This window comes from Amycolatopsis sp. (assembly GCF_035546795.1).
Lineage (GTDB): Bacteria > Actinomycetota > Actinomycetes > Mycobacteriales > Pseudonocardiaceae > Amycolatopsis_E.
Genome location: NZ_DASZWC010000033.1, coordinates 244,050 through 260,809, shown reverse-complemented (window position 1 = coordinate 260,809; position 16,760 = coordinate 244,050). Strand labels below are relative to the sequence as shown.

Annotated in this window: 1 protein-coding gene; it reads right to left on the bottom strand. The window is 70.9% G+C overall.

Annotated features, from left to right (window positions below):
* A partial coding sequence (locus tag VHD82_RS21150; RefSeq protein WP_325706416.1) for a hypothetical protein occupies positions 1-16,730 on the bottom strand: 16,730 nt, incomplete at its 3' end.
* Positions 16,731-16,760: the final 30 nt, after the last annotated feature.

The following is a 16,760-nucleotide window of genomic DNA, read 5'->3' as shown; positions in this document are numbered from 1 at the left end:
CCGATGGCGAGGCCACCCTCGAACGCGGTCATCGTGACGGCCGAGACCCGGCCGGAGAGCAGTGCCGAAGGCCCGGCCGGGGCAGGCACGTCCAGCCCCGCCGCGTCGATCGCCGCGACCAGCGAACCCCTCAGCCCGGTGGCTTCGCCGAACAGCGCACCGGCCCGGTCCGGCGCGTCCGCGGTCAGCAGGTCCAAATAGGACAGATCGATCGCGTTCTGCTCCAGCGCCGCCAGTGCCCGCGCCTGGTCGCCGAGGGCGGCGGCCTGCCGGGCCCGCACGGCTTCGAGCACCCGTCCGGGGAACGAATCGCGATCACCCAGGCGGGCCACGATCTCCGTCATCGCCGCGACCGTCGGCTCGCCCGCCGGGATCGGCTGTCGTGCCTGGACGTGCAGGATCGCGGTGCGCAGCCGCCGCAGCAGTTCGGCCTGCTCGGCGAGCGCCGCCCGGAGTTCCTCTCGCGCCTCCCGCCCGGCGCCGCTCAGCTGGAGCCCCTCACGGGCGATCGCGACCCGCAGGTCGGCGTGCCGCACGCGCTCCCGCGCCAGCCGCAACGTCCGGTTGTCCGCGTCGCCGGCCAGCCCGAGCGCTCGGGCCAGGCCCGGCACCGTCCGCGCCGGCAGCGCGGGGTTGCGCCGGGTCGCGGCGCCGCCCTCGATCACCACGTTCCGCACGGCACCGTCGGCGGCCAGCTCCACCGAGAGCTCGACCCCCTGGTACTCCCCGCGCATGATCCGGGTGCCGTCCGCGCCACCGGGCCGTTGCTCTCCGGTGCGCGCCACGGTTTCCACCATCGCGCGGAAATCTCCGGGCCAGTCCGGCCGGAGCACCCTGACGTCGGGCGTTTCCGCGCCGGGCCCGAGCCGGTCCAGGTAGCCGTTCAAGTCCGTTGTGGACAGTCGCGGCGACTCGGCAGCGGCCACCGGCGGCGCGACCGGCCAGTCGGCGAGTGCTCGGTCGGCTTCGGTCCAGGCGCTCTCGCCGACCAGGTCCGCGACGATCCGCGGTCTGCCGTTCGGTCCGTCGATCACGCGGCTGTTCCGGACCAGCATCCGTTCCGGCTGCAGCATCACCTGGTGCAACGCGTTGGCCGGGCCGACCGGTCCCCAGGCCCGTGTGGTCACCCGCAGGAGGATTTCGGTTTCCGGTGGGTTGTTCAGATCCCGCGCGTCGGTTTCCGCCATCGTGGGGTCGTTCGAGGCGTAGGCCAGGGCGGCGGAGTTCAGCACGGAGCCGGGACGCAGCTGTCCGGCCGCCAGCGCCGCCGACGGATCGAATTCCTCCCCTGCCGCGTTCGCCCCGAGTCCGCGCAACTGGTGCATCTCTCGCACCCGCGTGCCGCGGTAGAAGGTGATCGGCTGTTCGGGCGCGGGGAACTCCCGCGCGATCCGTTGCAGTTCCTCGGAAAGCTCTTGCAGGCGACGGCCTTGCGCCACCAGCGTGTCCGGCAGACCGGCGCCGGTGGCCAGGTAGGTGAGGAACTCGTTGAGGTTCCGGGACTGCGCGACGTACTCCGCGAGGAGATCCTTGCCGGACTGCGGCAGGTCTTCCCACCACGCGCGGATCACCGGTGCGATGGCCGCGTTGTCGAGTGCGTTCTCCGGCAGTGGAGCGAATCCGTACTCGTCGACCTCGCCGGTCGCGGGCTCCCGCAGGGCCGCGGCACCCCTGGCGTGCCCGACGATCATCGAAACCGAGGACGCCCGCTCGTACGCGTGCGCGACACCGGCCGACCGGTGGGCCTCTTCACCGATCATCGCCCACAACGACGCGGCACCACCCGTGTCGGCCATGGCCTCGCGGTAGGCCCGGTAACCGGCGTCCGGCTGGAAATAGCGGTAGACGAAGAACCCGACCGCGTCCGTCCTGCCCATGCCGACCTCGGGCAGCAGGTCACCCAGCGCCTGCGCGGTCAGCATCGACAACGGCGCGGGATCGGTCGAGGGGTACTGGACCGCGATCTGTTCGTACGCGTCGAGCAGGTCGCCGATCAACGTGACGAGTTCGGTGCCGCGCCAGGCCAGCGCCGGCAACGGGTCGGCGGCGAACTCCAGCGCCGCGGCCTCCAGCTCGTCCAGGGCCTGGTGCGTGCGATCGGCGATCCAGGCGAGCGCCACCCCGTCCGCGTTCTGCGGGACCGTGGCACGAGCCTGCGCCACCCCGCGCCGGAGTTCATCGACCGCGGCCAGCTGGACGTGCGGGGTTGCCGGGAGTTCCGGGACCAGGTCACCGAGCGCGGGTGCGCCCGGCAAAACCGCGGCCATGTCGCGCAGTGCGGCCGGTACGTCCTCGGCGAGCCGGGCCACGACGTCGCCCAGCAGCGCGGTGAGCCTTGTGTCGTACGCCGAAACCGCGGGCAGCGGCGGCAGCACGAGCATCACCGGGCGCATCTGCACCCAGCGGCCGTCGACCAGCCGCAGCTGCGGCAGGACGACGCGCGGCGTGCTCGCCGCCGCATCGATCTCCAGCCCGAACTGCCAGCGCAGCGCGCCCGGCAGACCCATTTCCCAGCCACCGACACCACCGGCGACATCCGCGATGTGTCCCGCGCTCGGTATGTCGCGCGCTTCCACCAACGCGGCTGCCAGCGCTTGCTCGGCGAAAGTCAGGCTGTGCGTCGTCTCGCCGTCGTCGACGACGAGCGAGACGGGCAGCTCCAGCACGCGGCCCGCCACGACAGGCGCGGTGGGTTGATCGTCCGATGTGGACGTATTCGAGTCGGCTCCGTTCAACACCTCCTTCCGGGGAGCCGAGTTCGAACCATCTCCATGGTGCGCCGGGGATGACCCTTCCCCGTGCACTACGCCTGGTGCGCGACGCCCTGTGTCCGGAATGGACATGGTGCCCGCCACGGCGGGCCCGGCATCGACGCTGGGTGGTTCCTCTGGTTCGTCCCGCTTGGGATTGAGCGCCGCCGCGGCGGCGCCGTGCGGAATCCATCGGCCCGGCGGGGCGTTGGCCTGGTTGGTTGTGGGTATCCGGATGCCGAGCCGCCGCGCCGCGGCGTCCTGCAGGTCCGCGATCAGATCACGCAGGCCCTGCTGGGCCCGCGCGAGTTCGGCCCGGGTGGTTTCGGTGGAGTTGGCCAGTTCCGCGGTGCTCGCGTCGGTGTACCTGACGATCGCGAGCTGCACGGCGGGGTTGTCCGACAGCTGGAACACGTCGTCGTCGGGCGAGACGTAGTAGTCGACACTGCCGGGGTCACCGCTTCGCGCCGCCCGGTTCTCGGCCTGGATGTCGATGTCGCGGGACACCCCGGACCGCGCGCTGACGCGCACGTGCAGGCCACCGGCCCGCTTCGCCTCGTCGCTGATCGAGATGTCGACACCGCGGGCACCCTGCATGTTGATCACCAGGACCGCGCCGGTCTTGCCCGCCTCGGCGAGCACCGCCTTGAACGCGGCGTCGCGGTTGGTGCCCTGCTCGATGAACCACCTCGCGTCGATCGCCACGTGCGGCACGCCAAGGCGCTCCAGCCGCTCGGCGAGTTTGGCCACGAGATCGTTACGGTGCATCAGGTTCAGCTGCGGTTGCCCGTTGGCCGCCTGCATTTCGGCGATGTGCTCGGCCATCAGGTCGAGCTTCGACTCCTCGCCGGCGGTGACGTAGTCACCGGCCTCGTTGGTCAGCAGCCGGGACGCGTAGTAGCGGGCAATGTCCCTGATGGTGCTCGACGCGGGCTGCCCGGACTCCCCCGGCCGGCTGGCCATGCCCTGCCTGGCGAACTGCTCACCCTTGCCGGTCGCGGTCCCCGACCCGCCGACGACCCGCCCGTACTCGGGCCGGTTGTACAGCTCCTCGTTACTGGTTGCCGTGCTGCTCGCCGGATCGGCCCGGATCCGGTACCCGTGCTTGGCTTCGAGCGCCTGCGCGAGGCCACCGTTCCACCGGCTCTCCGAGGAGGTTTCCGGGTCCTCCATGACATCGTGGGTGGTCTGGTCGATGATCGTGATCTTGCCGCGGGCGGCGACGTAGTGGATGTCGTCGTGGTACTCCCAGTGCGCCGTGGCCGCCATGGTCAACCGGTCGACCTCGAAGTCGAACAGCTCCCGGCCCACGATCTCCTCGACCTTCGCCCGGCCTTCCTCGGTCAGGCCCGCGCGGCCACCACGCCGGCCCGCTTCCCGGCCGAAGTGCTCCGGCGTGAGCCCTCGCGAAGGCGTCGCCTCGCCCTCGACCAGATGGTTGTCCAGGATGCCCTGCGCCCACCGCACGACCGTGTCCACCGGTCCAGACGCCCCGGCACCGGCGCCATTGCTGATGATGTAGTGCGGGTTGGAGTAGACGGTGGCCTCGTCGACCTCGTCCACGCCGGCATCGATCACCACCATCCCGGAATCGGGCTGGCCGGGCAGCCGGCCGGTCTTGAGGTAGGTGAACCCGACGTCCTGGCTGGTACCGAGGTAGATCGTGGGCCTGCCCTCGACCGGTGCGGGCGGCGGTTCGTCCGAGTTCATCCGGTGCACGTCGATACCGAGCGCCGTCAGCAGCTCGTGATAGCGCTCGAACTCGCGGTCGGCCAGGTTCGCCCGGGTGGTGATCACGTGCACCGCGGTGACACCATCGAGCACCGCCCGCCGGACCGCGTCCACCAGGTGCAGCCACGACTTGCCCTCCCCGGCGGGCATGTTCACCATGTCGCCCTCGTAGAACGCGTCGGACCCCAGCATCTGCGTCCACCGCAAGGAGATTCCGTTCTGACGCTCCGCGCCGCCCCGGCGGATCCACTCGTAGATCGCGGCCGTCGCATCAGCCGGCGTACCGTGCAGCAACTCCGCCACGGCCGTGTCGCTGATCGTGGTCAGCCGCCGGTTCTCCGGAATGTCGGGCGCCGAGCGGGCGGCGATGTCATACAGCGTCCGCGCCGTGTCGTGCTCCTTGTTCGCACTCGCCAGCCAGCCCTCGTAGGCCGCGGGATGCGGCGGCTCGGCCAGCTCGGCCCAGTTCCCGTTGCCATCGGGCAGGAAAGCACGAGGGTCGCTGAGCCAGTTCCCGTTCTCGTCCTTGATCTGGCGGTAGGCCACCGGTTCACCGGTGACGGTGTCGAGCACCCGCTCGCTTTCCGCCGGAAGCTCCACAATGGACTGATCGGCCAGGGTGAGCGTGATCGGGTCGCTCATCTTGACGACGATCAGCTCGCCGGCGTTGTGGCGGGCCCGCGACCACCGGCCGTCCGGACCACGCTCGTAGCTGATTCCGTCGGGCAGCACGACATGCCGAAGCTCGCTCGCGCCGTCGAAGACCGCCCTCGTCCCGGCGGGCAGCCGCACGAACCTCTCGTCGTCGGCCTGGTCCACCCCCCGGTCGAGCAGGCCGCCTTCCTCGGCGACCACCCAGCCGTCGGCATCGGTCACCCAGCTCGGTGCGCCGTAGCGCTCGTAGCTGGCGGCGGTCGTGTCGAAGGCCGCGCCGGGCGCGGCTTCGCGGGACACGGTCGCGTGCAGGCCCCGCGCCAGGTCCGCCTCGAACGCGTTCTGCTCACCCCTGGTCCAGCCGGAGTCCTCGCCCCACACGATCCGGACCCGCGGCCCGGTCCAGGCGTCGGCCCCCTCGAGCATGGTCTGCACGACCTGCGCGAGAACGGCGTTGCGCTCGCCGGGATGCCCGCCGATCGCAACCGTGAACACGCCCTCCCGCGTGGCCGCGGGCGCACCGATCGCGAGGCCGCCCTCGAACGGGGCGATGACCTCGGCGCCGACCCGGCCGGAGAGCAGGTCGTGGGCGGCGGCCGCCGGGGCGATCCTCAGCCCCGCCGCCGCGATGGCGGTGTCCAGCGCGGCCCGGATTTCGCCCGCCTGCCTGAGCAGATCACCGGTTCCGTCCGGCGCGTCGGCGGTGATCAGGTCCAAATAGGACAGTTCGACGGCGTCGTCGCGGATCGTGCGCAGCGCGTCGGTGTCCGCGCCGTCCCCTTGCAGCGCGGCGTCGACCGCGCCCAGCACCCGGCCCGGGAACGAGTCGGGCTCGCCCCGCTGCGTCACGACGTTCGCCATCGCGGCAGGGGTCGGCTCGCCCGAGGGCACCGGTTCACCGGCCTGGGTGTGGACGATCACCACCCGCAGGTTCCGCAGTGCCGCCGCCTGTTCGGCCCTCGCCGCGTCGAGGACTCGCTGCGCGGCGGCGGTGTCCACGCCGGCCTCGCGCAGGTCCTGTTCCGCACGGGCGACCCGCAGGTCGGCCGCCCGCAGCCGCCCGCGGGCGGCGTTGACGACCTCGCGGCCCGCGTTGTCGGCCGCGCCGAGCGTGACAGCAAGGCCCCGCACGATCCGCCGGGGTTCGCCGGGGTTGAGCCCGACGTGCTCGCCCGTGCCCAGCGTCGCACCCCGGATGGCGCCGTCGAGCCCGACGACGACGGTCACGTCCACGCCCTCGTACTCGGCGCGCACCGACCAGACCACCCGGACCTCGTCCCAGGAACGTTGTCCCGTCCGGGCAACGGTTTCCAGCATCGTGCGCAGATCACCAGCCCAGCCCGGCCGCAGCACCGCGGTACCCGGGGTCAGCGCACCCGGCCCGATCCGCTCCGTCAAGCGCCTCAGGTCGTCGCCGGACAACGCGGGATTCGCCGGGAAGTCCACCGAAACACCCGCCCGCACCGGGGTCCGCAGCTCCAGCTCCACATCCACGCCGAGCTCCCGAGCGAGCGCCGCCCGGAACTCGTCCAGCCGCGGCCTCGCCCAGCCGGTTCCCCCGACCGGCACCACCCGCACATCGGTCCCGCCCCAGACCCCTCCGGTCAGCAACTCACGGGCCGCGCGCCGCGCCATATCCGTTGGCGTGCCAGGGTTTCCCGCTATCACAACGGTGAACGCGCCGTCACGGGCCAATGTCGAAAGCCGGGGCCCCGACGCGCCGATAGCCACACCACCGTCGAACCCGACCACCTCGGGCCCATCCACCACCGCGTCCACCGCCGGCCCGATCGCGGCGAGCGCATCCGCTTGGCTGGTACGGGCATCCGCGAGCGCGACCTCCGCACCGCGCACGCCGTTACGGACATCCTCTTCCGCGAGCGCGACCCGCATGTCCGCGTCACGCACCCTGTTCCGGGCGGCTTCCAGCCGCGCACGCGAGGGCTCGTCAGCGCGCACCAGCGCCCGCTCCACCCGGCTGAACGACCGGACCCCGGGCCCAGGGTTCGTCCGGGTGTGGGCCCCACCCTCCACCGAAACACGCGCGACCGTGCCATCGGCCGCCAGCGTGACCGCCGCCCGCAACCCTTCGTGCTCGCCGCGCACCGTGGTCTCACCGGCCGGGTCGGTCCGCACGTCCGTGCCGCTTTCGAGGATGTGCCCGACGAGATCCCGCACCGCCGCGCGCGGATCACGCCCCTCGAACCAGCTCGACCGCAGCACCGTCACGTAAGGCCGCAGATTTTCCTCCCGCAGCGCCGAAACAACCCGGTCCACGTCCACATTGAACGGCCCAGGCGCCGCAGGCGGAACAGGTTCGTCGACCGTGACCGGCTCATCGACCCCGGGGATGGTGACCGTATCGGTCCCCTCCGGCGCCACCCGTGTCGTGGCAACGGCTTCCGCGCGATCGGTCGTGAGCTGCTGCCGGAGCGCCTCATTGTCGCTGTCCCACGCCTCCAGCTCGCCCAACTGCTGGTCGATGATCGCGATCTTGCCTTGTGCTTCCACGACCTCGGGCGTGGTCACCCGCAACACCAGCGTGCGGCCGTCGACCGGTTCGACGACCGTGATCACCAAGCCAGTGCCATCGGCCCACTGGTTGTCCACCGAGACGACTTCGAACCGCTGCCACTGGAGTTCGTCGAGCAGCCACTTCGTGCCTTCGGCGTAGCTGTCCGAGTTCACCGTGACGAGCAGTTCACCCGGTGCCGTGTCGGTGACCGTGATGTCGTCGGCATGAGCCGCGAGCTCGGCGACCGTGAGCGGCCGGCCGTAGCCGTCCGCCGGCGGCGCCAACAGCCCCACGAGCGCCGCACGCTCGTCGGCGAGCTGGGTACGCCGCGCATCGTTCCCGCTGTCCCAAACGTCCAGCTCGGCAAGCCGCCGGTCGAGGTTCGCGATGTCCTGCAACGCTTTGACCGCTTCGGGCGTGGAGAACCGGACCTCGACCGTGCGGCCGTTGACCGGTTCGGTCCAGGTGGTGACCAGCCCGCTACCGTCGCGCCACCAGCGATTGTCCGTCCCTTCGAGCCGATAACCGTTGGCGGACAAGGCATCCATGACGCTGTCCGCCGACGCGTCGTAGCTCTCGGCGGGCACGGTGACCAGGTAACGGACCCTGCCGTCGGCGCCGTCGGCCTCACGGGTGAAGGCTGCGTTGTCCACCCCCGAGACGACCACTGCCACCGAAGGCGCGCGGTCATTGCTCGCCCCGAAGACCTCATCGATGCCTTCGGGCTCCGGTGCCGTCGCGCGGGCCGCCCGCCTGCCGAAGACATCCGCGCGGTCGAGGCGCCCCAGCGCCCGTTCCGCAGCGCTCGCTTCCGGGGTCAGGAACCGGACGACAACGGTGTTTTCGGTGTTCGGTTCGACCAGAGTGGCCGTGGCGCCAAGCCCGCCCTTCGACCACAGGTTGTCCACGCCTTCCAGCTCGAAGCCGCGCGCCCGCAACTCCGCGAGGACCGCCTGCGCGCCCCGGACGAAGTCGTCCGCCGCCACCTCGACCCGGTACTGCCGCGGCTCGCCCGTGTCCACCGGCACCGTGTCGGGCTGCACCCAGACCCGCACGGCACCGTCGGGAACCGGGACGGCAGCCACGGTCTGCGCCTGCGCCTCGGCGTCGCCGTTCTGCCGGTCGATGAGCAGCTGCGGCCGGGCCACGATCGCCTCCGGCGTCAGCAGTTCGACGGTGAGCAGCCGCCCGGTCGCCGGATCGACGAAGGTCGCGGTGACCCCCAACCCGTCACCGGTGGCCCAGTCGTTGCGGATCTCCCTCAACCGCAGGCCACGATTGGTCAGTTCGTCGAGCACGTCGCGCGCGCTGCGGGCGTACGTGTCACCGGCGACCTGCACCAGGTAATGCATCGGCGCGTCGAACGAGAGCGACGGCACCACGAACGCCTGCGCGCCCTCCACCGCGGCCACCGCGTCGCGCAGGCTGCTCGCCCGGGTTTCCAATGCCACGAAGGCATTGCGGTCGATTTCGGTGTTCACGCCGAGCACGTTCAACGCGGTGTCGAACGCCGCCAGCTGCGTATCCGACCACGACAGGTCCGCGGCCGGGGCGATCCACACCGGACGGCCATCGTGCCCGAAGGCCTCCAGCTGCCCGGCGAGCCTGGCGGCGAGCTCGGCCGGGTCACCCTGCCGGCCACCGAGCACAAGCACGAACCGGTCCTGCCACACGTCACCGGTCGGCGCCTCCGGCGCACCGAGCAGCACCCCGCGGCCCTCGGACAGCACGACCGGCTCCGGCCCCACCTCCGGCGCCATCCTCACACCGTCCACAGTGGACACTACGGCCGGGATCGTGCTCACCGGCAGCACCTCGGCCGAAGTGGTGACCAGCTGCCCCAGCTCGGTGCCCAGCGTGCTGGTGAACTCGCTCAGCTGCACCGGGCTCCAGTGCAACCCCTCGGCCGTCACCACCGTGACCGGCTGCCCGTCCGCCGGACCGAACCCGCCGCGGCGCATCTCGTCGGCCACCTGGTGTCCCACAGACTCCGGCGAGCCCGGGTTGCCACCGACGACGATCGTGAACCGGCCGTCCCACTGCGTGCCCTCGGGGCCGCTGTGGTCGATGCCGACCGTGAGGCCACGCCCGTCCGACAGCACCGTGCGGACAGCCTCGCCGTCTTCCTCTTCCGGTACGTAGTTCACCGCGCTGCTGTTCCGCAGGACCGGAACCGACCGGACGTGCTCGCCCACCTCCAGGGTGACCGACTTCGCCTCACCGTCGGCGCCGACCACCACGGTCACAGTGACCCCGTCGTAGCTGCCACGCACGTGGAAATCGCTGAACAGGCCACGCCCGACCCGCATCACCTCGGTCGGGTTGGCGATGACCGCCTCGATAAGCCCCTGGACCCGCTCCCGCCGGGCCTCGTGCCCGCGGTCCTCGCCGAACCAGCTGCGCTTAAGCACCTTCGCGCCCGGCTCGGCACCGGTGTAATCGACGGTGCCGAAGATCCGGTCAAGCACCTCTTCGCCGAGAGTGGCCGAGTTATTCCGGTATTCGGGCACCCAGCCATCCGGGCTCATGCCCAGCACACGCGCCCCGACACCCGACACGTCCGGGCTGTCGAGCATGATGCCAAGTTCGTCCGCCAGCGCCTGACCGAACTCCTGCATATCGAAACTCATGCCGAACGGGTCCACCCCACGGCGCACCGACACGAACACGTGCTCGCCCGACCACGCGTCCGGTGTTTCCGCCTCGGGCGCGGGGGCACGATTCCGGCGGACCCAGCCGACGACCCGCTTGGTGCGGTGGAAGGCCCTCCGCTGCCAGATGTCCCGCGCTTGCCTGCCGGCTCGCCGAAGGTGGCTGCCCGGCGAACGCAGGCTCCGCTCGCCTTCGAGTACCTGGGCGATTTCGCCGGCCGTGCGCGGATCCAGGCCGGGGGTTGCCTGCCGCAGGGCCGCGATCACCTCGACGGGCGTGGCCTGCACCAGTGCCACGAGCTGCTCTTGCAGTTCCGTGCTCACGTTCGGCATCAGCAGACCGGCGAGCCGGTTGAGTTCGGCGTCGCTCATCCGGGCCGCGGTGCGGGCGGCCAGGATCCGTTCCGCGAGCTGTTCGCGGGCGCTGTCGCTGATATCCGGCAGCACACGGGTGATCCGCAGCGACAGCTCGCTGTGCACGGAACGCGCGTCCAGCACCAAGTCGATCAGGTCGTCCGAGGCGCCGGGAACCAGCGAGTTGATCTCGTCGACGACCTGGCCCGCACGCAGCTCGGGCCTGCCGGTGACGAGATCGGCCAGATCTGCCCTGGTCTCCGCCGACGCGCCGGGCGCCAGCTCCGAGATCCGCCGCGCGACGTCGGGCACCGTGTCGCCGTTGATCAAGGCGGCGAGCCGGGCCCGGTCCCCGTCCGACGCGCTCGGCAGCAGGCGCCCGAGTTCCTTGGCGAGATCCGCTTCCGCCTTCTCGGCGCGGCTGTGGACGATTTCCGAAAGCCTGCCACCGGTCTGCTGGTCGGTGAGGTGGCCGAGCAGTTCCGGCGGGGTCCTGGTGAGCACGTCGGCCACCTGGCCGACCAACCGCCGCGCCGCGCCGGGCAGCAGCCGGGAAACGAGGCTGGTGAGCCGGAACCGGGGCAGCCCCTCGTTCGCCGCGAGCACCCGCGCGAGCCGCTCACCGACAGGCTGCCCGGGCACCATGCTCGCGAACACCGCGAACGTTTCCGGCGACGTCTGCCGCATCATCCGGACGAGCTGATCGACGTGCTCCGGGCTCGCACCCGGCATCAGCCGGTTGACCAGCTGCACCAGTTCGGTACGGCGGATCTGCACCTGGTTGCGCGCCGCGGCGGCCACGACGTCGGCCACCTCGGCGGGTGAGAGCCGCACCGTCGGGTCGATGACCACGCTGAACCCGTTGCCGGGATTCCGGAACAGCCGCACCCCGCGCACGATCGTCTCGCCATCGGCGAGCACCGGGACCCGGAACTCCGCGCCCTCGTCGACCGTCGCGCGCAGCTGCAGCGTGTGCCCGGTGGCCGTCTGCACGAACGTGACGACGACATCGGTGCCGTCGAGGACGCTTTCCCCGTTCTGGGCGTAGCCGTTGGCCGTCAGCGCATCGGTGACCTGCTGCAGATCGTCGCTGAACGTGCTGTCGTCGGAGAAGCGCACGAGGTAGTCGGACGTGTCCGAAGCGCCGGTCACCGTCACCGCTGCGTCCGGGTTGGCCACCACGGTCGCGGTTGTCACCTGCGCGACGGCGTCCGCGAGATCCTGCCCCGCCTGCGCGTGGTACGCCTCGGCGAGCGTGGGTGCGGTAACGACGTTGGGCCCGGGCACCAGCTCCGCGCGGAGGACATTTCCGTTCGTGTCGACCGTCACCCGCGCCGTCACCCCGAGCCGGGTGCCCTGGACGACCCAGTTCCCGTCCGCGTCCTGCCCGTGCAGGGTGTCCGGGGTGCGCGCGACGGACCGCACGAGGTCGCGGATCGCGATCCGGACTCGCGGTTCGGTGACGGCCAGCGCCGGGTCGGTTCCCTGCGCGTGCGCCTGGCCGACGAACCAGGTCGCGGCCAGCCTCGACGCACCGGGAGCGGAGACCTCCGGCCCCTGCGCGGCGACAATGGCGGTCACCACGTCCTCGGACACCGTGATCGCGTGGAGCTCCGGATGACCGGCAACGGTGTCCCACGCATTGCCACGCACGGCGGGAAGTTCGATCTGCCCCGTGCCCGCGGGTTCGAGCGAACCGTTCAGTACCGAGTCACGCAGTTGTTGTTGCTGCTGCCGAAGTTCGGGCGTGGCCGCCCCCGGGTCCCGGCCCATTTCCGCGGCGACCCGTCGTGCGCCGGCCGCGTCGGTGGTCTCCAGGCGGAGCGTCAGCGGGTTGCCGGTCTCGGGATGCACCCACTGCGTGACCAGGCCGGGATCGCCGTTCGCCCAGCCGTTTTCCGCGCTCTGGAACAGGAAACCGCGATCGGTGAGCTCGTTGATCACCGCTTGGGCGTCGGCGGCGAAGGTCTGCTCCGAGCCGAGCACCACCGAATACGACGGGGCCTGCGCACCGGCCACCGGCAGCGCATCCGGCACGATCGCGGCGTCCGGACGCTGTGCCCGCAACGCGTCGCTGACCGGACCGAGTTCGTCGTTGTAGGTGGCGGCGAGCCTGCCGTCACTGATGTCGCCGAGGCCGTTGATCATCTCTCCGGCCAGGCCGAACGCCCGCGACAACCGCAGCCCGGTGACCAGCCGGACCTGCATCGCGTTGTCCGGGCCCTGCCCGGAAAGAATGAGCTGCATCGGCGTGATCTGCACCGGGCGCCCGTCGATGATCTCGATCCGCGGCGGCACGATCCGGATCTCGCCCGCGGGGAGTCCGGATTGGACACTCGCGTGCACGTCGACGGTGTCGGGGCCGAAGGACAGCCGCCACAGCGACCCGCCGAGGTGCTCGGCACTGTCCGGCTGCCGCGACATCCCGGGAACCGTGCCGTTCGCGGTGTTCCCGACCAGTGACACCGGCGTGACCGGCCCGTCGGCCTGCGGCCGGCCCGCCAGCTGCTGCAGCCGGTTCACATACGCGTCGGCCACTTCCGGGCTGCGGTCGGTGGTGCCCTCGCCCGCATCCATCCGGTCGACCACCGGCTCGGACTGGCGCCCGAAACGCTCCACATCGGACTGGTTGAACGTGGTGGCGGGCGTCGTGGTGCCGGGCAGCGCGCGTCCGGGTATGCCGTGATAGACCTCGCGCAGCGCGGCGTCGATCAGTTGTTTCGCCTCGTCCGCGTTCGAGGTGGGGCCAAGCGAAACGACGGTGACCTCGGTCTGGGTGCGGGTGCCGTCGTCGTTGGTCTGCCAGGCGCCGTGCTGGACGTTGATCGTGCCGGGCGCCAGCCGCCCGTCCTGCACGATCCGCACCGCGACCCTGGTACCGGCGTCGCGGTATTCGACCAGGGACACGGTGCCGTCCGCGTTCGGATCGGCGTTGACGTTCACGACGTGCCACGGGTTCGGCCCGTTCAGGTCGGGGCCGAGGGTCGGCGTCCTCGACTGGTCCGCTGCCAGCGCCGTCGCTGCATCGGCCTGCACCGCGGCGATGGCGGCGCGAAGATGCGCGGGAACCGGGACGGGCGCGTTCGACTGGAGGACCTGCACCTGTCGCGCCGCGGAGCGGTAGACGTCCCCGCGATTGGTACTGGGCTCACCGGCGCGCACGGTGGTCGTGCCGTGCGACGCGGCGACGTGCCCGGGCGCCACGATCGGTGTGGAGCCCAGCGCATGCTCCAGCACCGCCCGCTGGGCCGCTTCGATCGTTTCACCGGCGATCGTGAAATCGGGCGAGCCGTGGGTGGACAGCGTCATCACCGCGTCCGCGGTCTGCACCCAGCCGTTCTCGGTCAGCTGGAACGTGCCCTCGGTGAACTGCGCCTGATGGGCGGGCACGTCGTCGCTCATCACGACGTGGATGCGGACCTGGTGCCCGTCCGGCGAAGTGGCGGTGAACGTCTGCGTCTGCGGGTCGACCTCGCTGACCTGGACGACGTTCGTGGCGTGGAAGCCTTCCAGGTTCCGCGCGTGCAGCGAGTTGAAGGCACTGTCCCACTGGACGGTGTGCTGCTGGTTCTCCCCGAGGGTGAGGGTCTGCTGCCCGCCGCCGACGGTGTCGCCCAGCTTGCGGATCTGTTCTCCGTCCGAAGCGGACTGATCCGAAGATCCCTGGTTTGCGTTGCCGTCACCGGAATGTGCACCGTCCGGAGTGGACTGTACATCCGGAGTGGCCGCATTGTCGGGGGCCTGCGTGGTCGAGGTTGCGGCCGGGTGGTCCCGAGTCTGTGCATCGGGCGCCGCACTGGCGTCGGGCGCGCTGCTCTGCTGCTGCGCCGCATGGGCCGGTGAGTGTGGGGCCGCCTGATCCGACGTGGCCGTTGCGCCCTGGTCCGGAGCGGGCTGTTGGGCCGGTGCCTGGCTCTGCGTCGAGGAGTCACCCGGTGCGGAAGCGGCCTGTTGCGGCGCGGACTGATCCGGCGCCTGGGCGGTCTGGCTCTGCGAGTGCGTGCCACCCGCGACCGCGGGCTGCCGCTCCGGCGTCGCGGCGCTCGTCTGCTGCTGATCGTCGTTCGAGGTGCCGGCGTCCGACGCGGGCGCACCCGACCCCTGCGCGGAACCGGCACCGGCCGGCGTACTGCGCGAAGAACTCGACGAGCCCGAGCCGCCCGACGAACCCGAGCCACCGGAAGCACCGGAGCCGCCCGACGAACCCGAGCCACCGGAAGCACCGGAAGAACCAGCCGAAGAACCACCCGACGACCCGCCGGAGGAACCTGCCGAGGAGCCACCACTGATGACGGTGCCCCCGCCGCCCACCGTCGTCGGCGTCGGCGAAGCCCCGGTGAACAGGCTGGTGAAGTTCGGGGCATCACCGACGCCCGTGTCGGCCCGGAAGTTCATCCACGAGTTCTGGAACTCGGCCAGCTGCGAGTGGCGGAAACCCCACTCCCGTTCACCGATGAACTGTTCCCAGTGGCCACCGACGGCCCCCTGGGTGAACGCCATCCCGACGGCGCTGCTCTTGAAGTCACTGAAGTGGCCGGAGAACAGGTTCCCCATCGCGTGCTTGATCGAGCCCCAGGTGACCTGCTGGTCACCCGCACGATCGGCCTTCGAGGTGAACGCGTAGTCGTCGCTCGGCGCGCCGAACGCGCCCGGAGCCGCGTTGTGCAGCATGGCATCCAGGCCCTGGCCCCACTGCGTGGCGAACGTCGCGCCCAGCGCGCCGCTGACACCACCGACGCCGCCCAGCATGAAGAAACCCATGCTGCGACTGGCCAAACCGAGCGGCGCGCCACCCAGGAACGCACCGGTGAACGCCGCGAGCGTGCTCGAAACGCGGTACCCGTAAGCGCCACCCGTCTCGAGCACCGTCATGAACTGCGCCCCGACATCGGAAAGCATGCCGAACTTCATCGCGCTCTGCAGGCCGTAGCCGATGACGGTCTTCTTGAACATCAGACCGTATTTGGTCATCTTGGTGACGGTCGCGGGAAGTGCCTTGTCCACCGCGACCCTGGCGGCCTCGCGAAGTTCGGGGGTGAGCCGCTCCATCGCCCTCGACGCCGACTTGCCGCCGAGCCGGATGCCGGCCTGTTCACCGATGGCCTTCTTGAAGGCACGGCTTTTGATCTGCTGCAGCGTTTCCCGGCTGACCCCCCTGGTAGCGCCCTCCCGGGTGGCCTGCCTGGCGGCATCGCGGATCGCCTGCTGCTGCGCCTCGCGCGCCACCCCGCGGCCGGCGACCCGGCTCGGCGTCAGATCGCGGCCGAAGTCCTTGCCACGCTCCAAACCCGCGCGGCCCGCGCCTTTGGTTCCCTCCCAAGCGACTTTGCCGAGGTTCTTGAACGCCTGCGTGTCGGTGGGCACACGCGCAGCCGCCCGCTTCCCGGCGTCCCCGGCGGCCTCGATCGCTTTCCTGCCGCCCGCCGAAAGCATCTTTCCCATGGCGGGCAACGCGAACTTGGCGACCGAGTGGTCCATGGTCGTCCGGCCGGCCGCGATCAGGGCCCGCTCCCACGCTTCCCTGATCGCGGTGCGGATCATCGCGAGGATCCCCGCCAGCGCCAGCAGTGAACCGCCCAGGGTGCCCCAGGCCATGATGATGGCGCGCACGAGTTCGAAGGCCATCATCGCGAGGTTGGCTTCGAACGTGTTGATGTGCAGCACGGTCGACTGGTTGAACTGGGAAAGCCCCACCGCTAGCGAGAGGTTCGACTCCACGAGGTCGTACATCGTCTTCGAGAAGTCGGTCATCAACTGGCGCAGGGACACCGGCGCGCCGTCGCCGTCCCAGTCCATCTGCAGGTCTTTGGTCAGGGTGCCGGCCTGCTTGCTGAAGTCGGCCGCGTGCTGCGCCTTTTCCAGCGCCTTCTTCATCGCGTCGGCGGACAGTTTCGGTTCCGCGTCCGGATACCGGTCGAACAGCGCCACCATCACCGTTTCCACGGCGTGGTCGGGCACGAACGACATACCGAGGAAGTCGCTCCACTCCTTGATGCAGTGGTCGACCTCCCCGGCGAAGGCCATCATCTCGCGATAGAGGAAAGCAGCTGTGTCGTCGATCGGACCGCCGGACAACTACTTACCTCCTTTCGCTGTGATGGCACG